Source organism: Acinetobacter sp. 226, from assembly GCF_048147925.1.
GTDB classification, from domain to species: Bacteria; Pseudomonadota; Gammaproteobacteria; order Pseudomonadales; family Moraxellaceae; genus Acinetobacter; species Acinetobacter pecorum.
Window position 1 is genome coordinate 72630 of sequence record NZ_JAYWYX010000002.1, and the last position, 25922, is coordinate 98551.

The following is a 25922-nucleotide window of genomic DNA, read 5'->3' on the forward strand; positions in this document are numbered from 1 at the left end:
TTATGTTCTAGATTGCTCTATGGCTAAAAACAATCCCTTCAGTTATGCTTGCAAGGATAGATAGGGGCAGACTCCAATCAGATGCAATAAGAAGAAAAATCAATATTCCACCACCAATCAAAGCTGAACAGAAAGCAATATCTCGATCAAAAGAATGATGGATCACCATTTGATAATAATAAGACGTTATCCAGCTTGAAATAATATTGAGTAAAATACAAAGTCCTTTGCCTGAAGGCGTATTTAGACTGGGATCTGTTATCCAACTTAACATGTCCTCATTCACTCAAAGTCGATAAAAACGTTTAGCATTTTCATAAAAGATCGGCTTTAACGCGTTTTCATCATAGTCCTGAACAATATCGCTAAAGGCATCAATAATGTTGGTGAGTGAGCTGCTGACACTGTCCATTGGGAAGTTGGATGCAAACATCACGCGCCTAGACCCAAAGCAGTATAAAGCATGCTGGATCAGGGGTGCGGCACATTCGACTAATTCCTGTTTAGTTGCCAGCCGTTTTTGCGTGTGAAAATCATGTCCCAAGACTGGCATAAACAGACCAGACATTTTGGTCGATACATTTTTGCATTCGGCCAGTTCTGCCAACTGATATTTCCAGTCTGCAAATATCTGGGTGTGATCTTGTTTGGTCTTACCTGTAGCTTTGCCCACCTTGCCAAATAAACCTGCGGGCGTACCAAGATGATCTAGCACGATGGGCGTTTCAGGAAAGGCTTTGGCTAGCGCAGTAACATCTGAAATCTGGGTAGAGTACACCCAGGCATCAAAGCTTAAATCTTGCGTGGCCAGTTCTTCAAAGCCCTTCAGGAAATCTGTGTTGCGATATAGATGCGGTTCATCGGTCCAGGCATGAATCCCTTTATCTGGATGTACCGCAGCCATTTTACGGATGCCGCAAAATTTGGGAGAAGCTTCGCGATGCAATTCAATTAACTGTTTGAAATTTTTCTGCCGTGGATCTGCCGTGGCGACGATTCCACCTAACCGGATATTATACTGATCAAAAGGAAGTCCAGCGATGAAACGGGTTTCATCCACCACGCCTGTGCCTTTATGGTCATGCCAGCTGGCTTCAACATGCACAACTTGCTCTACTTCATAATGTCCTGCATCTCTCTTGTAATTTGCAGGCAGGTAGGGTGCAGTCAGGTGCTGGGTCAGGCCAATGGTCTCAATGACATCTTTGGGTTTTAACAGTCGAACCATCTTGTCCAGCAATCTAGGATGTTTGTCAAACAGCTTGACCGCGAGTGCTGCTGCATGTGGGGTGTTGTACGGATCCCATTGGTGAATATGCGGGTCAATGATCGGGAAGGGAAGTTGCTGCATGCTATACCTTGTTTTAGTTTATTTATTATTCAATTTATATGGTGCTTAAATCACTTTAAAGTCAATATGATAAATTACAGCAAATAAAAAAAGCCCCGTAGGGCTTTTCGTATTTTAATCAATGATCATGCTTGTGCTTGTTAGCATGAAACTCTTCATTGTGACGGAAACGTAAATAGTTTTCGAACTGTTCACAGTATTCATCATAGTTATCTTCCAGCATCATTTGAAATTGCTGCAAGATATAAGACATGACCTGATCTTTGGCATCACGCATCTCGTTGCCATCTTTAAAATTATTTGCTGCCACCCAGGTATTGAAACGGGCAGTACCAAATAACATCGCTGCACTGACTTGACCGCGCTTATCGCTTGGTTTTTCCTGTGAGCCTTTTTCTACGCGACAAAACTCGTTGGCTTGTTGAATAAATTCATCAGCACGTTCAAAGAATGCCGCATTTAACGCTTCTTCTTCGGTTACATCGGTTGCTTCAATCTTTTGAACCATGAATTTGTTCCTAACACTAAAATCTCAATCGCTAATTATAGGCAAAGCCTTGCAGAAACTAAACCTTTGCCTTAATCTAAAAAATAGCCTAAGCATATAAAAGTGAATGCCATGCAGGATGCGATTGCGGTACAAAGTTTAAAAAGTGATATTGCCTTATTGCGCCAGAATATCTGGCCACCGGCAAATCTGGCCAATGTTGAAGGCTTGCCGATTTATTATGGCAGCCAGTCACAGGTAGATGAATACTATAGTCAGTGGCTCGGTCTGATTGAAAGGGCACAGGATCTGTTTCAGCCTTTTATGGAAGATGAAATCTTGGATGCGATCCATTTGCCGAGCCATTTAAACCTGCCGCTATTTTACTTTCATGTTGACCGGATCCGGATCAATAAAACCCGTGCCAAAGAATCCAAAACTTTTCGTGGGGTCACCAGCCTGATCGAAAAATGCGGCCAGTTCGAACCCGAGCAGGTTACTGCCATGCGGCAGTGGCTGGATAGTGACGATACCGCAGCATTAGTGGCACACCGTGAATTTGTTGATCTGCGCACTTATGTATTTCAGCATGGTCAAAGTGAATATACGCGCACCCGTTTTTACGTCAATGGGATTGTACTGAGTGTCGAGCCACATTTTGAGCTGATCGATGCACGCGATAAGCCACGCAAGCAGCGTAGTGACAGTTATAACGATCCTCTGGCAGACAACCATATCTGGAAAGTATTCGGCAAATATCGGTAGAGCAGTGACCGAGCCCGTCTTACCAGAAGGGCTTGGTATTTTCGGCAAACTGCTGTAAACGTTCTGCTGCTTCGCTCGACAAACGCTGTTGCTCCGCGCTTATCCAGCCCAGCACAAACCAGGCCTTGCCCTGTTGTTTGACGTAAGGTCTGAATAGCTCTTGGGCTACAAATACGTCATTATAATGCCCCAGACTTTCCTGTAAGGGCTTTAAGGCTTTCAAATAAGCTTTCACCTCTTTTTCGGGAAATAAGCTTTGCAGGAATTCTACATTATAGCGTAAGCGCTTGACCCGTTTGCGTGTCCGATGCCGGGATTCAATATCCAGTTCCTGATAGTTCTTGGCATCCTCACAGATTTGCTGATGCAGCTTGCTCAGACCTTTACGTAATATCTTATGAGAAGACCGGGTCTTGTCCTGCATTTCCTCCAGGCTAAAACAGAGCAGTTGCAGCATTAATGTTACGGTAGCAGGACTTCTGAACAACGCACTAATATCAGGCGGTTTTTGTGAGTGTGGCGGCAATTTCAATAGGGGGGAACCTGCTTTTTCCAGTTGTGGAATCAGACTTTCTGTCAGAGCATCTCGATCTCGGGTAGAACCGAGCTGCTGGAAAATATCCCGCAGCTGTTCCTGCCATTCAGGCTGCACATGCTCGGTCACGGACTGGAAAATTTTAAATGCGCTGCGCAAACGCCGAATCGCGACACGTGCCTGATGCACATGATCACTATTATAAGTCTCGGCTGCAATTGCAGTAGCATTGGGGAAAAGATGAGCCAGGCAATTGGCAACAATCTTTTGCAAAATCGTGCTGATTTGGTCTTTCTGTTCAAGCACTAAGGGAAGTTGATACTGAACCGGAAGATTCTCTTCCTCCTGTAACAAGGTATAGCCGCGTTCCGATTTGCTCCGGGTATCTAGCCATAAAGCATAACGTTGTACCCAAGGCTGAATGAAATCAATTAATTCACTCAATTGACCGGATTTAAGCTCAAATTCAACCTCATAAATATCAATGGTTTGATTATTGTGGCGAATTTCACCGACATCAAAAGCAATTTCAATCTGGCTGTCCAGATGGCTTTCGGTGAGTACATATCGCGCGACATCTGTTTCAAATTGCAGAATGAGGGGCGTCTCCAAATCACCAAGCGCCTGTTTTAGGATTTTTTTGGCCGGTTTATGTTTGCGGTATAACTGAAAGTCACAATGTTCAGGAGGGCTTTTTAACTCATGTTCAAGTTCAAAACGTTCAAAGTGGTGTTCAGTCGCTGCTTTCAGTGTCTGAATCCATTGCTGGTCTTCCAGACGTTGTCGGAGTGCAATCTGATGTTGTTGTAATTGCTGTGTCTCAGTGTCAAAGTATCTGGCACACAAGCGATGCCGAGTCGGCTGAAGTTTCTGAATGTCCTGCTCAAATTGTACCCGGGACTGGGGTGGGATCTGAAATTTGAGCTCTATTTCTGCCATCGGGTTATTCCTCCGCGATGTTGGGTTTACAGATTAATATAGCCCAAAGATTAGCAAGGTTGTGATGTGCTTCTGCAACAAAAAAAGCACACTACAGAAGGTGTGCTTAAGCTATTTCTCGTGAAATTTATTTCAATATAATTATTTTAAAAATTTACGGCTCACCAGGAACTGTTCGGTCGCTTCAAGCAGTTTCTGGGCATAAACCTCCTGTTTGGCAGTCAACCACCCCAGAACAAACCAGTCACTCGCTTCCAGCTCAGTTTGCTGAATATAGACCGCCGAAGATGCCAAGGTTTGATATTCATCGGCTGCCAGTTGTGCATCATTCAGTGCTTTGCTGTATTTTTGCAAATTTTTGACGTCATAGATTGTGGTTAAAATCGGAAAGCTGAATTTAAGCTCCTGAATCCGGCCAGCCAATTGATCCAGACTATCAAAATCCGTGATGTCCGTCTGGTTCATCTGTTCCTGTAAAGCCTTATATTGCTGTTGCAAGGTGGTTTGTGCCGCAGTTTTTAAATCCGGAGAAGCATGCTCATTTTCACTTAAACTGAACATCAGCAATTCCAGATAATGATGCACATTCTGGGTGGACTTGACCAGATTGCCCAGTTTCTCCTGAGCATAAAGAATATCTTTAGTCAGGTTTTCTGTGGTAGTGGGATTTTGCAGGAAGCCCGCCAGGCTATTTTGCATATGCTGTAAATGTTGCAGGTGCTCAAATTGCTGCTTAAAAGCCGCCAGCTGATGTGCCCATTTGTCGGAAAGCTGAGGATGCCAGTCTTTGAACAGCAGCAGGGTCAGATGCAGCTGATCCAGTGCCAGTTGTGCCTGATCAATATGTTCCTGCTCTGCAATCTGATCCGCGATTGCCGCAATATTTGGTAATAAATGCTGCATCTGCTGTGCAATCAGACTGCACATGGTTTTACTGGCACTGTCTTTTTTACTGATCTGGAATTCTTTGCTGAGAGTCGCAGGACTAACCCGCTGTGAAGCAGCCAATAAATTACCTATTTCGGCCTTGCTGCGGACATCGAGCCAGAGCTGGTATTTCTTGACCCATTCAAAACTAAAAGCCAGCAGATGCTGAATGGAACCATTCTTTAGCTCGAACTCGACTTCATGTACCTGTTGCTCGGCATGCTGTGTGCGAATCTGTCCAATATCCAGACTAACTTCAACCTGCGTGTCTTCATATTCAATCACCCTTAAAGTACGGGAAATGTCAGTTTCGAACTGTAGCTGCAGATCATCAAACTGGTCGCCAAGCGCATTGCTGAGAATTGCCCAAGCTTCGGGATATTCATTGTAAATATCTAGATTCAATTCTGGAGGTGTAGCGAGTTCTCCTAAGTTATGATTATGTTCAAAACGCTCGATATGGCTTTTGCCGACCGCTTTCAACGTTTGCACCCAACATGTGCCTTCCAGACGTTGACGCAGTGCTACTCCGTGCCGGGCCAGTTGGCGGTCGGCAGTATCATAATATTTCGCTTGAAGCTGGATCTGTTGAGACTTTTTCGGATCAAGTGCCTTGAGCAGCGCAGTGCGTCGTGCCGCAGGAATCTGGAACTTGAGTTCAACTTCAACCATGAGAATCATCCTATCTGTTCAGTATAAGCATGCACTGAATCTTCACTTGAATAAGGTTATGAAAAGGCGGACAGCAGCCGTACTTATAGTTTTGATGTGCGCGTAGCAGATTGTAACCAAAATCAAAATACATGTAAGACTTGACCTGAACATAAAAATTTTGAACAGAAGTTTTAAGATTCATTTTTATTGGTTCGTATGGGCCTCAAATAATAGTGATCAGGGTGTCCCGAGGACATTCGAAAAGCAGAGAAGTACAGATTTAAAAAACTGTTATTTGGCTAAAATATACGCTAAGGTAAAACAAAAACGTCAGGATGATGAGCAATGAATGTACAAGTACAACCAGAAAGAAATAACGTGGTCGCGGTTCAGCCACAGATGCCAATTACAAATTATCATGAATTTTATCGCTTCTATTTGACCGAGCATCGACATATTGTCAGTCGCCGTCTGCATGTGGCAGGCAGTAGCATTGGACTATACTGTTTTGCCAAAGCCATTCGCCAAGGCAAGCCTAGATATTTTGCCTATGGGCTGCTGTCTGGTTATGCCTGTGCCTGGGTTGGTCATTTTATTTTTGAGCGCAATAAACCGGCCAGTTTTAAACAACCGCTATATAGTTTTATCTCGGACTGGAGGATGTTTGCAGATGTTCTACGTGGCAATATCAGTCTGCTTGACCAAAAACACGATAAGATTTCCAGTTGAGCGAGACATACGTTCATCGGAATGTGTGCGTTTAAAGCATGAAATTTCGATAAAAGACTTGCAAGTCTAGATTTATTATTCTAATAATTGTGTTATTGCTGATACAGCTTTTTGATCAAACGTTATATTTTAATGAATACATCAGTTTTCCAAGCCTGGAGCGACCTTCTCCAGGCTTTTTTTATATTTCTTTAATAATAATTAAATTACAAATACTTAATTAAAATTTTGCCTCAATGGTTGTAGACGAAAACGTGTGGACTTGAACCGAAAGTAAAAGAACCCATCTGGCTTTGAAACATCTCTTTTTTATAAATCAATACTTAAAAATGCAAGGTAGCGAATGTGAGTAACACAGTTAATTATTTTTTGCTTATTTTTATTTCTAAGCTTTTTAAGCTAATTTCTGCCGATCGGGCTATCTCTGAAGATATAGGGACATTTGAAATTTAACGGATCAAGTGTTCTAAATACCTGTAAATTTGTTGCTGTTCAGGCTTGAAAATAGCAGGACTGCGGAAATCAAACCCAGTTATGCCTATAATAGAGCCATCCTAGCAAGTGGCGAGCAAGATGCGCGGTTTATATTTAATTACCAATGATGATCCCTTAGAGCTTTTGTTGGCAAAGTTAGAAGGTGCCATGGCCAATGGTGGTGTTGCGGTCTTGCAATATCGTCGTAAAAAAGTGGCGAAAGAAGATCAAATTTACGAAATCGAGTATATGAAAGCCATGTGTGCTGAATATGGTGTACCTTTCGTGATTAATGATGATCTTGAAATGGCGGTTAAATACGGCGTGGGTGTGCATTTGGGCCAGGATGATGGTTCTATTGTCGATGCTGTAGCACGTTTGCCTAAAGGCGTGTTGATTGGCCGTAGTTGTAATAACTCACTTGAGCTGGCTGAACAGGCCATTGCTGATGGTGCAAATTATGTGGCATTCGGCGCAATCTATGCTACTGACAGTAAGCCAGAAGCCGGTAATATTGGTCTGGAAACCTTAAAACTGGCCAAAGAGAAATTAAATGTACCTTTATGTGCCATCGGCGGTTTAACGGTTGAAAATTCTAAAGAAGTCATTGAGTCAGGTGCGGATTATTGCGCGGTGATTAGTGATATATTGGGACTACCTATGAATGCCATTCCTGAACGTTTAGATGAATGGTCTGCGCTTTTTCAAGCTACAGCATAAAATTTTTTGATTGATTTAATTTTGAGTCGAGTGCCTTCATGAGCTTATCTCCAAAGCAAGAACAACTGTTCAAACAAGCCAATAAACACATCCCGGGTGGTGTCAATTCACCTGTACGTGCATTTAATGGAGTCGGTGGTACACCGGTCTTTATCGAAAAAGCCCAAGGTGCGTATCTCTATGATGTAGATGGCAAGCGTTATGTGGACTATGTAGGTTCATGGGGGCCGATGATTCTCGGCCATGCGCATCCGGCGATTATTAAAGCGGTTCAGGATGCTGCAGTAGACGGTTTGAGTTTTGGTGCGCCCACAGTTCATGAAACCACACTGGCAGACATTATCTGCGAGATCATGCCATCGATTGAGCTGGTTCGCATGACCAACTCAGGTACAGAAGCGACCATGACTGCGATCCGTCTGGCGCGTGGCTATACTGGCCGTGACAAGATTGTAAAATTTGAAGGCTGTTATCACGGTCACTCCGATTCATTATTGGTAAAAGCCGGTTCAGGCTTGTTGACCAGTGGAGAAGGGGAAGCGACGTCTGCAGGTGTTCCGGCGGATTTTGCCAAACACACCTTAACCCTTCCATATAATGACATCGCCACTTTAAAAGAATGCTTTGCCAAATTTGGTTCAGAAATTGCTGGCGTGATTGTTGAGCCAGTCGCAGGCAACATGAACCTGGTGAAACCAATTGATGGTTTCCTGCAAGCGATTCGTGATGTCTGTGATGAACATGGTTCAGTGTTTATTATTGATGAAGTGATGACAGGTTTCCGTGTTGGGCTGGGTGGTGCGCAAGCATATTACGGCGTAACTCCGGATTTAACCACATTGGGTAAAATTATTGGTGCAGGTCTGCCAGTGGGCGCTTTCGGTGGTAAGCGTGAAGTGATGGAATGTATTGCACCACTGGGTAAAGTATACCAAGCAGGTACGTTGTCGGGTAATCCGCTGGCGATGCGTGCCGGGATTGAGATGTTTAAACATCTGCGTGAACCAGGTTTCTACGAGAAACTGTCTGCTCAACTTGAGAAGCTGCTGGTTGGCTTGCAAGCTGCTGCGGATGACGCAGGCATTCCATTCAAGACACAACAGGTTGGTGGAATGTTTGGTCTGTACTTTACCGACCAGGAAGACATCACCAGCTTTGATTCGATGTTGAAATGTGATGTCGATGCTTTCCGTAAATTCTTCCATGGTATGCTCGATCGTGGCGTAAACCTTGCACCTTCAGCATTTGAAGCCGGCTTTATGTCAGCAGCACATTCTGATGAAGATATCGAATTTACCATTCAGGCCGCAAAAGAAACTTTTGCTGAGATGAAAGGATAAATTTTAATTTTTTAAATCCTCCCTAACCCTCCTTTTAAAAAGGAGGGAACCTCAACTGAATAAATAAAGTTCCCCTCTTTACTAAAGAGGGGTTAGGGGAGATTACATTTAAAATTCGAGACTATTTTTCATGAAAACCAAACATTATTTGACTTTAAGTGATGCGGAATTTTTATTAGATGCAGCGCACCAATATGCGATGCAGAATAGCTTTAATGTCAGCATTACTGTAGTGGATGAAACCGGTAATTTGCTGGTAATGAAGCGTATGGATGGCGCAGCACCAATGACTGCAAATCTGGCGATTGAAAAAGCCAAATGCTCTGCCATGAGTCGCCGTCCATCCAAGCTGTTTGAAGATATTATCAAAGGCGGACAGATGGGTTTTCTGACCATGGAGACTTTCTCGGGGATGCTAGAAGGCGGTGAACCAATTCTGTACCAAGGGCAGTTGGTCGGTGCGATGGGCGTGTCAGGTGTAAAGTCATTTCAGGATGCAGAAATTGCGCAGGTAGCGATTGAGAGGTTTTTGGTGAAGTTTTCCTAATTTTTAATAAACCTTTACCAGTTAAATAAAATAAATTAATTTTGATTGGTATATAGATAAGAATGGAACGCAAAAAAAGATATTAAAAAACCTAAGTCAGTAGGCTTGGGTTTTTAATATAAATTAAGGGTTTGACTTACATTGGATGAAAAAATAGAGTTTTGTATTTCTTGTATGATGTTTTTTAGAAAATTTTAAAATAGATTGTTAAATAATCATTTAATTCCAGTCAGGATAAAAGTATTCAAATAAAGAACCTTTTATTATTTTACCAATCTTTAGTCACTTCTTCCGGATAACCTCGTTTAAAATGATGTCTCCATGGATAAGCTGTCGATCCATCTTCTAGTTTTATGCGTGATGTTGAACCCAGATTCTTCGCTGGACTCCCAACATAAATTGAATCTTTTTCAGTGATACCTTTTACACAACTGTGAGCACCTATTAAGCAACCTTCAGATATTATGGCACCTGGTAAAATAACACTCATCGTGCATATAGATACAAAGTCTTCAACAGTTACTCCCATCTGTATCTCACTTGGTGGGTAGGGATCATTTGTTAAAACCACGTAGGGGAAGATCCAGACAAAATTTCCAATTTTACTATGTTGTCCAATATGCACATTGCTATGAAAACGGACATAATCACCAATTTCACAATGTCCCTGTAAATCACACAAAGTTCCTATTTGCAGGTTCTTACCAGCTAAAACTTTTTCTCTGACAGTTACTCTGTGACCTGTTATGAGTCCATCACCAAATACAGACCCTTCATAAAATATACTATGGGATCTAATGTGTGAATTTTTACCTAAGACTAGTTTTTGACCTTCTGATAAGTGATTATCCACTCCTAATTCACAAAAGGCACCGATAAAAGAATCATCACCAATTTCAACATTGTCATAAATTATAGTATTGGCACCTATCGTAATGTTCTTACCCAAAATAGCTTTCTCTGAAATAATGGCTGTTGGATGTATTGAATTATTCATAATTAATAAAATCTCAACTAATAAGCAGCACATATTAAAAAACTAAATTTGCGAATTGAGTAATTAACAAAAATGATCGCTATAATTCTTATATTTCATACTCAATATTTTCTAGTTTTTGACTTCCTTTAAAATAGTAGGTATTTAAGGGTAAATAATCATCTACTTTTATATATCTACAAAACTCTATTTTCATTTAATAGAAAAAAATTTTATGCGAAATTAATTTAAAAAAAAGGAATACTAATAACCATGAGATTATTACCACACAGTCTATGCTTTCTGCCTGTGCGCTTGCCAATAATGCCATCAAAACCAGCCGGTTATTCGAGTAAGAGACTTATCGGCTTAAGCAGTATGCGGGTTAGGGTAGATTGTTTAACTTAAATAACTCACCTGTAATAAAAATCAGGAGAGTGCACTTTAGAATTTCTAGAAACTATTTTGGCTTTAACTTTATTTTTGGTAAATTTAAACCGTAATACAATGAAAATAAACGGATTAAAGTGCAGGTAATTATAGCAATCCAAATACTATAAGTAGATGAAATAACACCACTTGAACCTAAAACTTCAATTGCAGCACCTATCATCGCAGCACTTGCATAGATTTCTTTCGTAAATATAATCGGTGTACGTCTGCATAAAATATCCCGCAGGCATCCTCCACCCACCGCACTTATGCAGCCCATGATAATTGAAAGTTGTACGCTACCGGTATGAGCATAAGTCTTATTTGCCCCAAAGGCTGCAAAAAATCCCAATCCCAAGGCATCAAATAATAAAGACGCTTTATCTAAAGAATAAACTATATTTTGAAATAAAATACTGAGTAGGAATGCCAGAAATATTGCAATGAAATATTCTTCATTAATGAGGCCTGAGGGAGGTGTGGCGGAAAGGCATAAATCTCGAAGAACGCCTCCACCAATTGCAGTAATAGCAGTTAAAGAGAATATCCCAAAAATATCATATTTTTTTTGTATACCTAGCATTGCTCCACTTAAGGCAAAAACAAAAGTTCCAGCTAAATCAATATAGTGAAGTAAAATATCCATAGGCTTTAAGATTTACTATATGTCGGTAATTGACGGTTTTTTTATGTGGCTAGCGTTTTTAGAATATTTTTGATCTTATAGTGTTAATCAAAAATTTATTAATTTATATAATTTAGGCTAGCATACAGCAATGTTGTACGAAGCTAAATAGAAGTTCTCTCATGCTATACCCAATGCCCAAAAAAATCCAACTTGCGCCATCTCAAGCCAAATGGCAGCTATCATCGACACAATCGGTGCTGGTGCTGGTGGGACTACAAAATATAAGGATGATGTCAGGCATAGAGAGCAGCGATCTTATGGCCAACCTGATCCAGACCAGCAATAAAGCCAAAGCACTGGACATTCCTGTTGTCGATCTCTATGGCGATGACCTGATACAGGGCATGCAGCAACTCGGCGAATATGCCTCAACTCATTCGCAGCTGATTTTTGCCGGGCAAGTGACGCCGATGCTGAAACAGATATTACCGCATCTGCAAAGCGTGACTGAGCAAATATGTATTATCGATGATGCCATGTTGATGTCCAGTCAGGAGCAGCATATCCAGTGGATCGAGAATATCTCGGCACAAGGCTTGCATCACATGAACAGCTATAGCCTGACGCGATTATGGAACTTGAGTGCGCCGTCAGAATATATATTGTCCAGCAAAGGCATCATGCTAGCAGTGGCTGAACAGCTAGATATGGATGCACTGGATATTGATCCCCATGTCGACCTCAGACAGTATGGACTGGATTCGGTTGCAGTGGTCAGTCTGGTTGGTATATGGCGTGCCAATGGTGCAAATATCCGTTATGAAGATGTACTACAGTATCCATCTTTGCATGCGTTGGTAGGCTTCATTCTACAATCCTCCGCTTGATGGACTATGATTGAGCATTTTTATGCGCTAAATCGGAAATTTCATCACCATTTACACAAATGCGCATTGTAATTATTGGCTAAGCTTTCTATCATTGCCGCCTTGTTTTTCGCGATCAGCCTGGGATTGAACTTTGAGTAATTTTCTAACCGAACATCTGATACATCGTGATGACGATTTCATGGTCATCCACAAACCTGCAGGTTTACTCACAGTTCCCGGTAAAACAGAAGATTTACAAGATTGCCTGATCAATCGTCTGATCAAACTAGAACCTAAAACTTTACTGATCCATCGGCTGGACCGCGACACTTCCGGTATTTTAATCTTTGGTCTGAGCAAGTGGGGACAAAAAACCATTTCCCGCCAGTTTCAGGAACGCCAGACCGATAAAACCTATCAGGCAGTCGTGGCAGGTACATTAGCAGGCGAAGGTACTGTTGAGGTGCCCGTTGTGTATGATCCAAGCCGTCCGCCTTTACATATCGCAGATCCCGCACATCATAAACCGGCCATTACACATTGGCAGGCAGTTGAACATTTTGAAATTCAGGGGCAACCCGTGACCCGGGTGAAACTGACGCCAGTTACCGGTCGTTCGCATCAGTTACGTGTGCATATGCAATATCTCGGACATCCGATTATTGGCGATACTTTATATGCATCGCCTGAACATCAACAGCTTAGCTCACGTCTATGTTTACATGCTGAACGTTTGAGTTTTTATCATCCTCAAACAGAGCAGCTGGTCGAATTTTATTGTCCGGCGCCATTCTAGGAAATACTTATTTATTCGACGTGAATTATGCTCACTTTTTAGTGAGCTTTATGTCAAAATACATTGCTTGAAGGTGTGGAATTTTGCTCCAATGACGTTCCGTGATTGAGCCTAATATTCATAATCTTGTACTTAAGATAAAGGTGGAAAAATTGCAGCAATTTGCTATTGGTCAACGTTGGTTATCAGATACTGAAACAGAACTCGGTTTAGGCGTTCTTATTGATGTTGATGAGCGGTCGGTCAGCATTTTATTCCCAAAAAGCGATGAAACCCGCGTCTATGCACGCAGCAATGCCCCCTTATCTCGTATCATATTTAATGTGAATGATGAATTACAGGATCAGGAAGGTGTTACCTGGACTGTTGAATCAGTAGAAGACCGTAACGGCGTGGTGCGTTATCAGGTAGTACGCACTCTTGAAGATGGCACAGAAGAACGTAAGGCACTGAATGAAACCCGTCTTGGGGCGACTATCCAGCTGTCTAGGCCTTTAGATCGTTTATTGGCTAGTCAGATTGATTATAAAGAATGGTATGACCTGCGTATTGAAGCATTGCTGATGCAGGCCAATATGCAGAGCAGTCCGCTGCGTGGTTTGGTCGGTTCGCGTGTCGGCCTGATTCCCCACCAACTCTATATTGCCCATGAAGTCGGTCAGCGTTTTGCACCCCGTGTATTGCTGGCAGATGAAGTGGGTCTGGGTAAAACCATTGAAGCTGGCCTGATCATCCATCAACAACTCAAAACCGGCCGGTCTGAACGTATCCTGATCTTGGTGCCAGATTCACTGCAGTACCAGTGGATGATTGAGATGCGCCGTCGTTTCAATCTTGAATTCTCGCTGTTTGATTTGACCCGTACTGCTTCGATCAAAGAACATGATCCTGATCTGAATCCGTTCCTGACCGAACAAAAGATTATTGCTTCTGTTGATTTGATGGTTGACCATGAAGATCTTCGGGAGCAGGCACTTGAAGCCGGTTTTGATTTGCTGGTAGTTGATGAAGCGCATCATTTGATGTGGAGTGAAGAAGAAGGCGGCAACGACCGTTATGATCTGGTCGAAGAGCTGGCTGAACATACGCCAGGTGTATTGTTATTGACAGCGACACCTGAACAGCTCGGTGTGGAAAGTCATTTTGCACGCCTGCGTTTGCTCGATCCGCAACGTTTTAACTCGCTGGATCGTTTCCTAGATGAAGAAGCGCAATATCAGCATACGGCTAAAATTGCAGAAGTGTTAATGTCAGACATGCCGCTAGAAGCTGAGCATTTCGCTGCGATTGAGACCTTATTAGGACATCCGATTGAGGATCTTCCCGAGCAGCGTTTCCGTGCGATTCATGAGCTTTTAGACCGTCATGGAACAGGCCGTATTCTGTTCCGTAATACGCGTGAAGCAATTCAAGGCTTCCCGGGACGTGACTGTCAGCCCGCACCATTGCCGGCACCAGAACACTGGTCAAAAGACGGAAAACTACGTGAGCAAATGTGGCCTGAAGAAGCCCAGCTGGATGGCTCGTGGATGGAAACTGATCCACGCGTGATGTGGTTGATGGAAAAGCTGCGTACAGACCTGAAACACAAGAAAGTATTACTGATTGCCCGAAGCGGTCCAGTGGTTGAAGCGCTGGAAAATGTGTTGCGTTTACATGCAGGTATTCGTACTGCGATGTTCCATGAAGGCATGAGTCTGCTGGAACGTGACCAAGCGGCGGCTTATTTCGCTGAAGATTCGTATGGCGCACAGATTCTCCTGTGTTCGGAAATTGGTTCAGAAGGGCGTAACTTCCAGTTTGCTTCTGATCTGATTCTGTTTGACTTGCCCGCGAATCCGGATGTGCTGGAACAGCGTATTGGTCGTCTGGACCGTATTGGCCAGGAAAACCGTATCCAGATTCATGTGCCTTATCTGGTGGGTACCGCGCAAGAGCGTATGTTCCGCTGGTATAATGAAGCCTTGAATATTTTCAGCAATATTTCACCAACTGCGCAAACTCTGCAAGAAAACTTTATTGTTGCCTTGAAAGACTGTCTGCTTGCTGACAAAGGTCAGGAATTTGAAGACCTGCTGGAAGAAGTCAGCGTGCAACGTGAGGCTTTGGAAGCGGAATTGCAGCAAGGCCGTGACCGTTTACTGGAGTACAATTCATGCCGTCCGGTGGTGGCACAGGAAATTGTCAACGCGCTTGAAGATTATGATGATAATACCACTTTGCCAATGTTCATGAAGCGCTTCATGGCATCGACCAATATCGACTTTGATGAACAAAGCAATGGGACCGTGATCATCAAGCCAACCGATCAGATGCAGGTTCAAGGTTTGACTCTGGACGAGGAGGGCATGACAGCCACCTTCTATCGTGATCAGGCACAAATCCGTGAAGATGCGCAATATCTGACACTGGAACATCCATTCACTGAAAGCGTGATGGAAATGATCAATACCCAAGGCTTTGGTAGTACCAATGTAGCAGTACTAAAATCTGCGGCGTTGCCACAAGGTTCGGTATTGCTAGAAGTCTGGTTCAAGGTCGATGTGGTTGCACCGAAAGCATTGAACTTGCCATCTAGCCTGCCGCAACAGTTAATCCGTGTCTTGCTCAGTGAAAAAGGTCAGGATCTCTCCCAGAAGATTGCACCAGAAATCCTGAAGCCTTATCTACATCATTTGGATGGCAATAGCTGTCGTCAGGTGGTGAAAGCACGTCGTGATGTGATTGAAGCGCGTTATCAGCAGGCACTTGAACTGGCACGCAGTGCTTTGCCAGGCTTCAAGCAGCAAGCCAAAGAAGTGTATGGCAATAAATGGCAATATGAAATTGATCGCCTGACCTATCTGAAACAGTTCAATCCAGGTATCCGTGAAGATGAAATTGCACGTTTACAGAAATTGCAGAAAGAAGGTTTAAGCTTACTGGATGGTCTATCGGTTACGCCTGAAGCCATTCAGGTGATGGTTGTGGTTAAGCCTTAAGCTTTAAATCATTAAAAAATGCAGCTTTCGGGCTGCTTTTTTTATGGGCAAAATCCAGTTTTATTATTCTTTGTCGGAGAATGCTGGCCTGTTATTTTTCTCCTGTTTAAAATTGGCCCACTAAATAAGAACTAAAAAGCATGTCAAAAGCACTGATTACACTGGGCACAAAGACCAGTCATGGCGGCATGGTGACTGAATGTGAACCCTCTTTTTTGATTCATGGTGTTGCCGTACATTTAAATGGCATGAAGCATTATTGTCCCAAATGTCTAACTACCGTTAGCGCGATCGCTAGTGAATTGTCTGTTACTGTTCAAGGACGAGCCGTTGTCATTGCAGGAGATAAGGCCAGTTGCGGGGCGATTTTTCTACCCATGCAGCATTTGACTGTATCGCAGAAATAAGTCTGTTATTTTTCTAGAGATAGCGAGAAGTGACTTTGAGGTCATGCGTTGAGCATTTTTGTACTGCCAAATTAATACGCAGCGCATTAAGCTTGGCCTACGATTTCAGGATGAATACGCACTGCGTTTAAAAAATAATGAAGCAAGCCCTACATTTTACTCATGCCAATGGTATCCCTGCGGCAACTTACCAGAAGTTTCTGGATTATTTTCAGCAAGACTATGAAGTCAAAGCGATTCCATTTATCGGCATGAATCCGCAATATCCGATTACGCGAGACTGGCGTTATCTGGTCGATGAAGTCATTGCAGATATCGAGCAGCAGTTTTCTCAGCAACAGGTGATTGGTCTAGGGCATTCCTTTGGTGGTCTGGTAACCCTGATGGCAGCGTATCGACGTCCAGAACTGTTTTCCAAACTGGTCATCATGGATCCACCGTTTGTGATTGGAAAAAACAGCGCCATATTTGAACTGATTAAAAAGCTGAATCTGAAAAGTATCGATCGTTATACACCCGCAGGAATTACACTAAAACGCAAGGATCATTGGCCATCGAAACAGGTCGCGATTGAAGCTTTGCGATCTAACCGTCTGTTTAAAAATTTCGATGAGCAGTGTTTTGCTGATTATATCGAGAGCGGTATTCAGCCAGAATCTGAACGCGGTGGGGTGACGTTAACCATTCCCAAACAGGTAGAAGCTGAAATTTTCCGGACTGTACCCGCATGGTGGTGGAGAACGCCACGCCGAGCGCCTGAAGTGCCGATGCATCTGATTACTGCCGAGCAGAGCCAGTTTTATCAGCAGGGTTTGCCACAAGGGATGCACAAGATTTACCAGATTGATTATTCAGTGGTCGAAGGTGGACATATGTTCCCTCTTGAGCATCCAGAAGCTACTGCAAAGGTAGTCAAAGCCCAACTTGCACTTTTATGATCGGCACAAAAAAAGAGACATTGATTACGTCTCTTTTATATCCTTTTACGCCATGAAAAATTAACGTAACTGAGAGTCTTCCAGATGGCGTGCACCTTCAAGAATCATCCGAATCATGATCATAGTCTGTTCGGCAATTTCTTTGCGGTCTTCAGCGGGTATATCAATCACATTGGCACCCATGTTGAACACCAGCTGTGTAATCGCTTTGGCGGCAATGTCAGCATGTAGCAGCTTTTTATTATTCAGACGTTCCAGACGGATCAGGTCATCTTGCAGTTCTTGCTGGAAATAATTCAATTGACGCTCTACCGCCTGTTTATAAGACTTGGAGCCGGTATAACCTTCACGCAATAACAGGCTTAGATTGCCTTCATCGGCATCGAGCTGGGCAATAAAAATTTCTACAGAACTACGGATGATGCTGTTCTGGCGGGAAGCTTGCAGCCGTGCCTCATTCAAAATCTGACGCAATACAATCCCCGCACGATCTATCAGCTCAATGGCCAGTTCATCAATATCTTTAAAATGACGATAGAAACTGTTTGGGGCAATACCGGCTTCACGTGCTACTTCACGTAAACTTAAAGAAGCGATGCTTTTTTGTGGTCCAATCAGATTCAAGGCAGCCTGAAACAGCTCTTCCTTGGTAATGGTAGCCTTGCGACCGACACTCCGTACGATAATCGGCTCATCAATGCTTTTCGATTGTAGTAAAGATGCATCACTGCTTATTTTCATTGAAGGCTCGTTCATCGATAGGTTCATGCATGACATTTTATTATAACCGAGCTAGTCAAGCTTGTGAAACGATTAGAAACAATACGATTGTATATACAAATATATATACATGTGTATAATAATTAAAACCCCAAGGTGATGTCACAAACGATGCATGTACTGCAAAAACTTAAAATGCCATTGAATACACTGTCTGATAGTGTGATTGATCAGCATGCAATTAATTTCTGGATTCAGAAACTCAATCCTGTGTGGTCGTTGAATCAGCCATTAGGCAAGATCGTGCATATAGAAAATGCAGCACAGGATATGCTGAGTCTGAAAATTCAGGTGAATCGCTTATTTAAGTTTGGTGAAGCAGGGCAGCATCATCCGGTTTATGTGGTGGTAAACGGTATCCGTTATGAACGTAGCTATAGTTTGACCCGTGTAGATGCGCAACATGTTTTATTGACCGTGAAAAAAGTCAATGCCGGTAAAGTCAGTACTTGGTTGGCAGAACAGGCACAAGTAGGTGATGTGATCGAATTTGGTCAGCCTTATGGTGATATGACGTTGCCTGCGCAGACGAGTCCATTGATTCTGCTTGCTGCAGGGAGTGGTATTACTCCAATGCTCAGTATGCTGGAAAGCTTGAGCAAAAAAGGTGAACTATCTGCACCGGTCACTCTCTGGTACTGGGTTAAAAAAGATCAAGATGCCGCATTTAAAGTACGGTTTGAAGAACTTGCTCAGAAACATGCAAATTTCTCATTTCATGTGTATGCCACTCAAGAACAGCCAGCTGCTGCGCGTCTGGATGAAACCTATCTGACCGATCTGCAAAATCTGGAAAATAGCATCGTATATTGCTGTGGTCCTTCAGGTTTTGTATCTAAAGCAGAACAGCTTTTTACTCAGGCAAAACAGTTTAAAGGTGAAGCCTTCAGTATGAGTTTGGCGGATCTATCGGATACCGGCTTTATTAATGTCACCCTGACCCAGTCGAAAAAAACGGTCAGCATTCCAAAAGGCCAGTCCATTCTGGTGAGCCTGGAACAGCAAAATATTAAACCGACCCATGGTTGCCGTATGGGCATTTGTAATAAATGTGCCTGCAATAAAGTAGAGGGTTCGACCAAGAATTTGGTCAACGGTTCGCAAAATACCGAGCCCGGCAACCTGCTCAAAATTTGTATTAACTCAGCGCAGACTGACCTTGTCATCGACTTATAAGCGAGTTTTATCCTATGAATATGCCAGTAAAATTACAGTATTTTAAAAATCCTAAAAACCGTGAATTAACCCAGTTTGAACTTGATGAACTTGCACGTGAACTCGATGCGATTAAGCAAGAAGTGCTAGATGATCTGGGTGAAAAAGACGCCAAATATATCCGTCGTGTCTATTCAACCATTCGTTATTCATCGATTGCCGGTCGTGCCTTGTTATTTGCAGGATGGTTCCCGCCAGCATGGTTATTGGGTACAGGCCTGTTAGGCTTTGCCAAAATTATGGAAAATATGGAACTGGGTCATAACGTCATGCACGGTCAATATGACTGGATGAATGATCCTAAACTCAATGGTCAGACCTATGAATGGGATATCGTAGGGACTTCAGACAACTGGCGTCAAACCCATAACTTTAAGCATCATACCTATACCAATATTAAGGGTATGGATGATGATATCGGTTATGGCCTATTACGCCTGTTCCCCGAACAGCGCTGGAAACCGGGCTATTTATTGCAACCGATTTATGCAGTGCCATTCTGTTTATTGTTCCAGTGGGGCGTTGCAATTCAGAATCTTGAATTGGGTAAATACTTCAAAGGCCGTAAAAGCAAAGAGCAGACCAAAGAAGAATGGCGTCCAATGCAGAGCAAAATTGGTAAACAGTTGTTTAAGGATTATGTATTCTTTCCATTGATAGCAGGTCCTGCGGCTTTACCGGTTTTGACTGGCAATATGGTGGCCAATGGTCTGCGTAATATCTGGACCTTTAGTATTATTTTCTGTGGTCACTTTACCAAAGATGTGGAAGTATTCCCGAAATCGGTGCTGCAAAATGAAAGTCGTGGTCACTGGTATATGCGTCAGATCCGTGGTTCATCCAACCTGACTGGTTCTGAAGCATTTCATATCTTGACGGGTCATTTAAGTCATCAGATTGAACATCATCTGTATCCTGATGTACCTGCACGCCGCTATCGTCAAATGGCGCCAAAAGTTCAGGCGGTTTGTGAAAAATATGGTTTGAACTACAACAATGCTAGTCTAGTTAAGCAGTACGGTAGCGTGATTAAACGTATTGTGAAATATGCATTTCCATTTAAGAAGTAATTTTTCTTAAAGCTAAAAAACCACTTCAAATGAAGTGGTTTTTTTTATTTAGGAGGCTAATACTTACAGAAAGTAAAAGCCCTGATTGCGAAGCTATTTAAGATGATTTCAAGGCATAAAGTAAAAAAGTTAATCTGTCATTTATAGCGTTGTTTAAAGGCGTTTAGTTGGTTAACCCGATAGAATGGAAAGGACTAATATGGCATCGAATGAGCTGAAATATTAATTTTTGGAAGCTGTTTATCATGCCCTTCGAGATAACGTTGATGCGCTAGACTCAACATTTCTTCATCCTCCTCACTATTCCCATAAGCATAAATTTCCGCATAATCTTGCAGTTTATATTTTTCTAAAATTCTGGATTTCTTTTGCTGATTACTACAGTCAGGAGTTTGATAAAACCCTGTCATTTTCCCAGCTTTGATTTCAACTTCGCTACAGATTAAATCGATATTTAAATAGCTGCAGACCGGTTTTAAATATAAATCCAGAGATGCGGAAACTAGCACCACTTCATGGCCTAATTCTTGATGTTGCCTAAGCTGTTCTAATAATTTCGGATTTAACTTGAATATTAGTTGTTGCGCATAATCCTGAGCTAATTGCAGAATTTCCCCTGCATCACTGTTTTTAAACATGCTGGCATACAATTTGGGTCGCATGCGATGTGCCGGATAGAAATTTAAATAATAGGCCTGAATCCATGGCAAAATTTGCATGCCGCGTTTCACAATATGCCGTTTTCTTAAGGCATGGAAAATGAACCCGGTAAAGCTATCATGCAGATACAGGGTTCCATCAAAATCAAATAAGGCTAGAGTTTTAGATTCTTGATTTTGCGCATGCATGTTTGATATCGGCCATCGACGCGGGTAGCAAACCAGTTAGTATTATAATCACGACTTAATTTTGGTCCGGAAATGACCACTTCAGGCATAATGGCATAGATTGGATCTTTACCTGTCTTTTCCTGATAGAGCTTGCTAACGCCACGATAGGTCATGGTGTCTTCAAAATCTTTCTCTTTTTCCTTTTTTAAATCGGCACGGATTTGACGTTCAGTAATAATAAAATTATTTTTGGCAAAGACACTGATCAACTCGCGCTCGGACTGGCTCTTTTGTGAGCGGGTTGCTCCATCTTTCGTATATAGCAATAAATCGCCATCCAGATCGAGTTCGGCTTCAGTTAAATCATTTAACATGCTCTGAAAAGCTGCATTTCGACTGGAATACATACCGGAATTGTAGTCCGCAAAACGGTAAATCGGCTTGTCATAATCTGCCGGATACATCATCAGGCGATGAATCCCATAATACAATCCCCCATATTGACTATAGAGATCGGTACGCAGTTCTGCAATATTGCCACCTTGACGTTTATGCTCTTTGGCATAGCTGATATGCACTTGCATTGAGCCCAAGGTGGTAATCGGATTCATTTTCTCAGCAATATTCTGCCCGACCAGTTTGGCAGCACCAGTGAGTGCGCTGACATGATAATGCTTCGACATATAGTCAAATATTTCACGATATAGCTCATCCAGTTCCCGTTCAGTTTTGACCCGGCGCATCTGACTCAGGAAGTTGTCTTCAGGACTTGGATGATTTTTAAGAACTTCCTGAAAATATCCAGCAACTGTTCCACCAATTGCATCACCAAGTTTGTCTTTGAATTTTTCATCAAGACGGCCTTGAACTTCCTTAACCGCTTTTTCACCCAAACCCGGAACAGTAGGATCTGCAACAAAGTTAGATTCCTGATCAACTACTGCCACAATGGTGCAGACATTTTCCTTGGTTTGAGGAATGCCAAGCTGTTCAGTAATATCGTAAATATCTTGTGCCCAAGCTTCACGTTGATTGACACGGCTTGGAATAGCTTTGCGAATATGTTCAACTTCAAGTGTTGGTTCATCATCTTTTGACCACCATGAACCGTTGCCACAGCCAGCAAGACTTAAAGAAAGTGCGAGCACAGACAATGACTTAAGAGAAAAACAAGAGGTAAAAGTTTTATTCATGGTGCGGTAAATTAACTGAAAAGATGAGTGAATAAGACAGATGCAGTATACTATGCTCACCAAAAAAGTGATGAATTTATATGTATATTGGTCCTTATCAACTGTCAAACAATTTGATTGTCGCTCCCATGGCAGGTGTAACCGACCGCCCGTTTAGAACCTTGTGCAAATATTTTGGCGCAGGTCATGCGGTGAGTGAAATGATGACGTCCGACAAAACTTTGCGAATGAGTAAAAAAAGCTTATATCGTGCCAATTTTGATGGAGAACTGGCACCGATTTCGGCGCAGATTGCTGGTTCAGACCCGCATGATCTGGCTGAAGCGGCACGTTATCAGGTGGCCAATGGCGCACAAATTGTTGATATTAATATGGGCTGTCCAGCCAAAAAGGTCTGTAACCGACTTGCCGGTTCAGCTTTGTTGCAGGATGAAGATTTGGTTGCGCGTATTTTAGATGCAGTTGTTGCTGCAGTTGACGTGCCGGTAACCTTAAAAACCCGTCTTGGTTATTTGAATGGACAGGAAAATATTATGCGGGTCGCGAAACGCGCGGAAGAAGCGGGAATTGCAGCATTGGCTTTGCATGGCCGTACCCGTGAAGACATGTATTTGAATACCGCGCGTTACACACTTATTAAAGATGTAAAGGAAATGTTGAATATTCCTGTGATTGCTAACGGTGATATCGACAGTCCTGAAAAAGCCCAATATGTGCTGGATTATACCGGTGCAGATGCAATTATGATTGGACGTGCAGCACAAGGCCGGCCCTGGATTTTTCGTGAAATTGCACATTATCTAAAAACTGGTCAACATCTGCATGCACCGAGTATTGCAGAAGTCAAAGAAGTTTTATTGGGACATCTGACAGAATTATACGAGTTCTATGGCGAATATTCCGGCTGCCGAATTTCCCGTAAACATATTGCCTGGTACACCAAAGGACTGCGATCTAGTAACGAGTTTCGTCAAAGCATGTATCAGGTAGAAAATACCGCTGACCAGTATCGTGTGGTAGAAGATTATTTTAATACCCTGCTAGAACATGGCCTTACAATGAATGATGTACAGGTTGAAGCGGTGAATTTACTGCAGACCCAATAAAGTCAGGACAACTGACCGATTTAGGTAATATTTTTTGTGTTAAATACCAACCTTTTTTATCTTGAGCAGACAAATTTTAGCACTCTGTTTACACTTGAGTGCATCTAATACATACCAGTACATTTTGTTCACTTAAACTGGACAGGATTTGGACATTGCTTACTCAGGCTTCCTCTAAGATAGATTCATCCATATATAACCCAGATGTGAACTTTCTGGCTTGTAGTCATGATTGAGGGAGATCTATATATATGACAAATACCAATCGTCCAGTTACAGAATTTAGTCATAAAACGTCAACGGAATTGCCACAAGAACGTAGTGAAGGTCTGAATGTCAATCCTGCTGACACTAATGCACGCCCGGATTTGAATACCCCCGTAAAAGATAATCCTCATGTTCCTGACATGAATGAAGGTAAGGATAATCTGGCTGCGACCAGCGCTGGTACTTTAGGTGGTGCTGCTGTGGGAGCAGTTGCAGGTCTGGTAGGTGGTCCTCCAGGTGCAGTGGTAGGTGGTATTATCGGTGGAATTGTAGGCGGAATTGCAGGTAATGATATCGCTACGCCAGATCATCAAAAACAGACCGATAACTATCAGCATCCTGAAAATCACCCAGAGGCCGATAACTATCGACATCCGGATCATCTGATTGCAGAAGATAAATACTGGAGAGATGAGTATCAAAACCGCCCGTATTTCAGTGAAATGCGGACCACTTATATCGATCTGGATTATGATCGCGACTATCGCGATGCCTACCGAGTCGGTTATGAAAACCGCTCAATGTATGATCGTGATACAGATTTTGATCGTGCCGAACCTGAACTGCGTACCAAGTGGGAAAAACTGAAAGGTGAATCACGCCTAAATTGGGAAGAAGCGAAATTCGCGGTTAAAGATGCCTGGCATCGTGTTACACGCTAGTAATCTGGCTGAATTAAAAAACCTCTCTATATAGAGAGGTTTTTTTATGATTTCAATGATTAAGGGTGCGACATTTCCAGTACGAGCTGGTTAATCAGATCGGAGGCTTCCATTTCACGAATCTGTGCTACATTTGAACCCGCCCAGAATGCACCATAACCTTTATCTCCATGTTTGGCAGCAGCAGCATTTAGCTGTTTAGCAAGATCATAAGTATATGGATAGGCTGGCACGTCCAAACGGTCTGGGGTATCGACTTCCATATGCCAGTGATTGATGATGCCGCGTGCAGGACGACCGGAAATGCTGGCACTGACTTGAGTGAGTGGCTTGGAAAGTAGAGCTTTACGATAGTCCTCATTGGCATTGGAAGATTTGCATTGTACAAATGCAGTTCCGAGTTGTACTGCCTCTGCACCGAAATCCAGCATCAGTCTGGCCTGTTGACCATCCATAATTCCGCCTGCCGCTACAACGGGCAAGGACGAATGCTGTCTAATCAGCTTGACCAGATTCGAGGTTTTAACTGAGGCATCAAATTTGGTTGAGAAAACTCCCCGGTGTCCGCCAGCCTCAATACCCTGTGCGACAATAATATCGATTCCCGCTGCTTCAATAGCCTTGGCTTCGGCAAAGTTGGTGGCAGATACCATAGTCAGAATTCCGGCCTTTTTGAGGGCTTGAATCTGATGTGGATGCGGAATACCAAAATGAAAGCTGACCGCTCGCGGTTTGGTTTCCAGTATCAGATTCAGGAAGTCATCATTGTCTTTAAAACTCGGATAAATGCATTCCAAATGATCCGGTGCCTGAGCGCCATATTCGGCAAATTTATCTTTAAATTGTGCAATCCATGCCTGTGCTACAGCTTCATCTACAGACACACTGTCATGACAGAAAAAATTGACCTGAAAAGGGCAATCAGTCAGTTCCTGGGTCTTTAAAATCTGTTGTCGGGCAGCCTCGATACTGCTGGCTCCCAGACCCAGTGAACCCAAGCCGCCCTGATTGGACACTTCGGCAGCAAGCTCAGGTGTAGAGACACCTGCCATCGGTGCCAAGAAAATAGGATGTTTAATTCCAAGATTTTCTAATAAAGACATAGATTTGCTCCTTGTTATGCTTTTACTTTGCCTTTGAGCACCAAATTAAGCAAATCATATTGGTTATTTTATTTTGAAATACTGCAGCATGGGTTACGTGCCATTTACATTTGTTACGACACACTATGTCGCAATTGGGACGGGTTGTTTATAGGTCTGGAAAGTAAGACTTTATAATAGCTTTTTGGTCAAATATCCTCT

General features: G+C 42.7%; 25 protein-coding genes. 14 read left to right on the top strand and 11 right to left on the bottom strand.

Annotated features, from left to right (window positions below; genetic code table 11):
- Positions 1-7: 7 nt before the first annotated feature.
- From VXP95_RS01125 to VXP95_RS01135, 3 genes are all read right to left on the bottom strand, one after another.
- Complete coding sequence (locus VXP95_RS01125; protein ID WP_416682247.1) at positions 8-274, bottom strand: hypothetical protein; 267 nt, start codon at positions 272-274, stop codon at positions 8-10.
- 12 nt (positions 275-286) lie between these two features.
- Positions 287-1351, bottom strand: coding sequence for an amidohydrolase family protein (locus VXP95_RS01130; RefSeq protein ID WP_416711222.1), 1065 nt, complete (start codon positions 1349-1351; stop codon positions 287-289).
- A 118-nt stretch (positions 1352-1469) separates the two neighbouring features.
- Positions 1470-1859 (bottom strand): DUF3144 domain-containing protein, encoded by a 390-nt coding sequence (locus VXP95_RS01135; RefSeq protein ID WP_064101958.1) that lies wholly within the window; start codon positions 1857-1859, stop codon positions 1470-1472.
- Positions 1860-1970: 111 nt separating this feature from the next.
- Here VXP95_RS01135 and VXP95_RS01140 point away from each other — a divergent pair, with 111 nt between their 5' ends.
- On the top strand, positions 1971-2603 hold the full coding sequence (locus VXP95_RS01140) for a hypothetical protein (protein ID WP_064102159.1): 633 nt from the start codon (positions 1971-1973) through the stop codon (positions 2601-2603).
- Positions 2604-2622: 19 nt separating this feature from the next.
- Here VXP95_RS01140 and VXP95_RS01145 read toward each other — a convergent pair whose 3' ends face one another.
- Complete coding sequence (locus VXP95_RS01145; protein WP_416682250.1) at positions 2623-4077, bottom strand: CHAD domain-containing protein; 1455 nt, start codon at positions 4075-4077, stop codon at positions 2623-2625.
- 141 nt (positions 4078-4218) lie between these two features.
- Positions 4219-5676: a CYTH domain-containing protein gene (locus VXP95_RS01150; RefSeq protein WP_416705287.1), complete on the bottom strand. Its 1458-nt coding sequence runs from the start codon at positions 5674-5676 to the stop codon at positions 4219-4221.
- Between the two features lie 327 nt (positions 5677-6003).
- Here VXP95_RS01150 and VXP95_RS01155 point away from each other — a divergent pair, with 327 nt between their 5' ends.
- The 4 genes from VXP95_RS01155 (at position 6004) to VXP95_RS01170 (ending at position 9468) form a co-directional block, all read left to right on the top strand.
- The gene (locus VXP95_RS01155) at positions 6004-6387 is read left to right on the top strand and encodes an Mpo1-like protein (RefSeq protein ID WP_416682252.1); all 384 of its coding nucleotides are present in this window, start codon (positions 6004-6006) and stop codon (positions 6385-6387) included.
- A gap of 573 nt (positions 6388-6960) precedes the next feature.
- Positions 6961-7581, top strand: coding sequence for a thiamine phosphate synthase (gene thiE, locus VXP95_RS01160; protein WP_064095883.1), 621 nt, complete (start codon positions 6961-6963; stop codon positions 7579-7581).
- Positions 7582-7619: 38 nt separating this feature from the next.
- The gene (gene hemL / locus VXP95_RS01165; RefSeq protein WP_416682254.1) at positions 7620-8921 is read left to right on the top strand and encodes a glutamate-1-semialdehyde 2,1-aminomutase; all 1302 of its coding nucleotides are present in this window, start codon (positions 7620-7622) and stop codon (positions 8919-8921) included.
- Positions 8922-9051: 130 nt separating this feature from the next.
- The gene (locus VXP95_RS01170; protein WP_144724420.1) at positions 9052-9468 is read left to right on the top strand and encodes a GlcG/HbpS family heme-binding protein; all 417 of its coding nucleotides are present in this window, start codon (positions 9052-9054) and stop codon (positions 9466-9468) included.
- A gap of 268 nt (positions 9469-9736) precedes the next feature.
- Here VXP95_RS01170 and VXP95_RS01175 read toward each other — a convergent pair whose 3' ends face one another.
- On the bottom strand, positions 9737-10465 hold the full coding sequence (locus tag VXP95_RS01175; protein ID WP_416682256.1) for an N-acetyltransferase: 729 nt from the start codon (positions 10463-10465) through the stop codon (positions 9737-9739).
- A gap of 439 nt (positions 10466-10904) precedes the next feature.
- Positions 10905-11522, bottom strand: a complete 618-nt coding sequence (locus tag VXP95_RS01180; protein ID WP_416682258.1) for a trimeric intracellular cation channel family protein — start codon at positions 11520-11522, stop codon at positions 10905-10907.
- A 161-nt stretch (positions 11523-11683) separates the two neighbouring features.
- Here VXP95_RS01180 and VXP95_RS01185 point away from each other — a divergent pair, with 161 nt between their 5' ends.
- The 5 genes from VXP95_RS01185 to VXP95_RS01205 all read left to right on the top strand — a co-directional run bounded on the left by VXP95_RS01185 (position 11684) and on the right by VXP95_RS01205 (position 17495).
- On the top strand, positions 11684-12391 hold the full coding sequence (locus VXP95_RS01185; RefSeq protein ID WP_416682260.1) for a phosphopantetheine-binding protein: 708 nt from the start codon (positions 11684-11686) through the stop codon (positions 12389-12391).
- A gap of 133 nt (positions 12392-12524) precedes the next feature.
- The gene (locus VXP95_RS01190) at positions 12525-13169 is read left to right on the top strand and encodes an RluA family pseudouridine synthase (RefSeq protein WP_416682261.1); all 645 of its coding nucleotides are present in this window, start codon (positions 12525-12527) and stop codon (positions 13167-13169) included.
- 143 nt (positions 13170-13312) lie between these two features.
- The gene (gene rapA, locus VXP95_RS01195; protein ID WP_416711223.1) at positions 13313-16150 is read left to right on the top strand and encodes an RNA polymerase-associated protein RapA; all 2838 of its coding nucleotides are present in this window, start codon (positions 13313-13315) and stop codon (positions 16148-16150) included.
- Between the two features lie 140 nt (positions 16151-16290).
- A complete protein-coding gene (locus VXP95_RS01200) occupies positions 16291-16557 on the top strand; it encodes a PAAR domain-containing protein (RefSeq protein WP_064101962.1) in 267 nt (88 codons plus the stop codon).
- A 137-nt stretch (positions 16558-16694) separates the two neighbouring features.
- A complete protein-coding gene (locus tag VXP95_RS01205) occupies positions 16695-17495 on the top strand; it encodes an alpha/beta fold hydrolase (protein ID WP_416682265.1) in 801 nt (266 codons plus the stop codon).
- Between the two features lie 60 nt (positions 17496-17555).
- Here VXP95_RS01205 and fabR read toward each other — a convergent pair whose 3' ends face one another.
- Positions 17556-18236 carry an HTH-type transcriptional repressor FabR gene (gene fabR, locus VXP95_RS01210; RefSeq protein ID WP_144723920.1) on the bottom strand — a complete coding sequence of 227 codons (681 nt, stop codon included), beginning with the start codon at positions 18234-18236 and terminating at the stop codon, positions 17556-17558.
- Positions 18237-18386: 150 nt separating this feature from the next.
- Here fabR and VXP95_RS01215 point away from each other — a divergent pair, with 150 nt between their 5' ends.
- Together VXP95_RS01215 and VXP95_RS01220 are read left to right on the top strand one after the other, a co-directional pair.
- Positions 18387-19451 (top strand): flavin reductase family protein, encoded by a 1065-nt coding sequence (locus VXP95_RS01215; protein ID WP_416711224.1) that lies wholly within the window; start codon positions 18387-18389, stop codon positions 19449-19451.
- Positions 19452-19465: 14 nt separating this feature from the next.
- Positions 19466-20560, top strand: coding sequence for a fatty acid desaturase family protein (locus VXP95_RS01220; RefSeq protein ID WP_004646650.1), 1095 nt, complete (start codon positions 19466-19468; stop codon positions 20558-20560).
- 194 nt (positions 20561-20754) lie between these two features.
- On the opposite strand, the gene VXP95_RS01225 is transcribed toward VXP95_RS01220, so the two are convergent.
- Both VXP95_RS01225 and VXP95_RS01230 read right to left on the bottom strand, forming a co-directional pair.
- Complete coding sequence (locus VXP95_RS01225; protein ID WP_416711226.1) at positions 20755-21408, bottom strand: HAD family hydrolase; 654 nt, start codon at positions 21406-21408, stop codon at positions 20755-20757.
- Complete coding sequence (locus VXP95_RS01230; protein ID WP_416711227.1) at positions 21375-22583, bottom strand: DUF1615 family protein; 1209 nt, start codon at positions 22581-22583, stop codon at positions 21375-21377. Before VXP95_RS01230 ends, VXP95_RS01225 begins: the two co-directional genes overlap by 34 nt.
- Positions 22584-22663: 80 nt before the next feature.
- On the opposite strand from VXP95_RS01230, the gene dusB reads away from it, so the two are divergent.
- A complete protein-coding gene (dusB, locus tag VXP95_RS01235; protein WP_416711229.1) occupies positions 22664-23689 on the top strand; it encodes a tRNA dihydrouridine synthase DusB in 1026 nt (341 codons plus the stop codon).
- 251 nt (positions 23690-23940) lie between these two features.
- Positions 23941-24618, top strand: coding sequence for a hypothetical protein (locus VXP95_RS01240; RefSeq protein ID WP_064095948.1), 678 nt, complete (start codon positions 23941-23943; stop codon positions 24616-24618).
- Between the two features lie 59 nt (positions 24619-24677).
- Here the strand turns inward: VXP95_RS01240 and VXP95_RS01245 are convergent, their stop codons facing one another.
- Positions 24678-25721: an NAD(P)H-dependent flavin oxidoreductase gene (locus tag VXP95_RS01245; RefSeq protein WP_064095949.1), complete on the bottom strand. Its 1044-nt coding sequence runs from the start codon at positions 25719-25721 to the stop codon at positions 24678-24680.
- Positions 25722-25922 lie beyond the last annotated feature (201 nt).

Excerpts from the sequence above, each read along its gene's own strand:
- VXP95_RS01125 (WP_416682247.1), bottom strand. The coding sequence starts at position 274 with ATGTTAAGTTGGATAACAGATCCCAGTCTAAATACGCCTTCAGGCAAA.
- VXP95_RS01130 (WP_416711222.1), bottom strand. The coding sequence starts at position 1,351 with ATGCAGCAACTTCCCTTCCCGATCATTGACCCGCATATTCACCAATGG.
- VXP95_RS01135 (WP_064101958.1), bottom strand. The coding sequence starts at position 1,859 with ATGGTTCAAAAGATTGAAGCAACCGATGTAACCGAAGAAGAAGCGTTA.
- VXP95_RS01140 (WP_064102159.1), top strand. The coding sequence starts at position 1,971 with ATGCAGGATGCGATTGCGGTACAAAGTTTAAAAAGTGATATTGCCTTA.
- VXP95_RS01145 (WP_416682250.1), bottom strand. The coding sequence starts at position 4,077 with ATGGCAGAAATAGAGCTCAAATTTCAGATCCCACCCCAGTCCCGGGTA.
- VXP95_RS01150 (WP_416705287.1), bottom strand. The coding sequence starts at position 5,676 with ATGGTTGAAGTTGAACTCAAGTTCCAGATTCCTGCGGCACGACGCACT.
- VXP95_RS01155 (WP_416682252.1), top strand. The coding sequence starts at position 6,004 with ATGAATGTACAAGTACAACCAGAAAGAAATAACGTGGTCGCGGTTCAG.
- thiE (WP_064095883.1), top strand. The coding sequence starts at position 6,961 with ATGCGCGGTTTATATTTAATTACCAATGATGATCCCTTAGAGCTTTTG.
- hemL (WP_416682254.1), top strand. The coding sequence starts at position 7,620 with ATGAGCTTATCTCCAAAGCAAGAACAACTGTTCAAACAAGCCAATAAA.
- VXP95_RS01170 (WP_144724420.1), top strand. The coding sequence starts at position 9,052 with ATGAAAACCAAACATTATTTGACTTTAAGTGATGCGGAATTTTTATTA.
- VXP95_RS01175 (WP_416682256.1), bottom strand. The coding sequence starts at position 10,465 with ATGAATAATTCAATACATCCAACAGCCATTATTTCAGAGAAAGCTATT.
- VXP95_RS01180 (WP_416682258.1), bottom strand. The coding sequence starts at position 11,522 with ATGGATATTTTACTTCACTATATTGATTTAGCTGGAACTTTTGTTTTT.
- VXP95_RS01185 (WP_416682260.1), top strand. The coding sequence starts at position 11,684 with ATGCTATACCCAATGCCCAAAAAAATCCAACTTGCGCCATCTCAAGCC.
- VXP95_RS01200 (WP_064101962.1), top strand. The coding sequence starts at position 16,291 with ATGTCAAAAGCACTGATTACACTGGGCACAAAGACCAGTCATGGCGGC.
- VXP95_RS01205 (WP_416682265.1), top strand. The coding sequence starts at position 16,695 with ATGAAGCAAGCCCTACATTTTACTCATGCCAATGGTATCCCTGCGGCA.
- fabR (WP_144723920.1), bottom strand. The coding sequence starts at position 18,236 with ATGAAAATAAGCAGTGATGCATCTTTACTACAATCGAAAAGCATTGAT.
- VXP95_RS01215 (WP_416711224.1), top strand. The coding sequence starts at position 18,387 with ATGCATGTACTGCAAAAACTTAAAATGCCATTGAATACACTGTCTGAT.
- VXP95_RS01220 (WP_004646650.1), top strand. The coding sequence starts at position 19,466 with ATGAATATGCCAGTAAAATTACAGTATTTTAAAAATCCTAAAAACCGT.
- VXP95_RS01225 (WP_416711226.1), bottom strand. The coding sequence starts at position 21,408 with ATGCATGCGCAAAATCAAGAATCTAAAACTCTAGCCTTATTTGATTTT.
- VXP95_RS01230 (WP_416711227.1), bottom strand. The coding sequence starts at position 22,583 with ATGAATAAAACTTTTACCTCTTGTTTTTCTCTTAAGTCATTGTCTGTG.
- dusB (WP_416711229.1), top strand. The coding sequence starts at position 22,664 with ATGTATATTGGTCCTTATCAACTGTCAAACAATTTGATTGTCGCTCCC.
- VXP95_RS01240 (WP_064095948.1), top strand. The coding sequence starts at position 23,941 with ATGACAAATACCAATCGTCCAGTTACAGAATTTAGTCATAAAACGTCA.
- VXP95_RS01245 (WP_064095949.1), bottom strand. The coding sequence starts at position 25,721 with ATGTCTTTATTAGAAAATCTTGGAATTAAACATCCTATTTTCTTGGCA.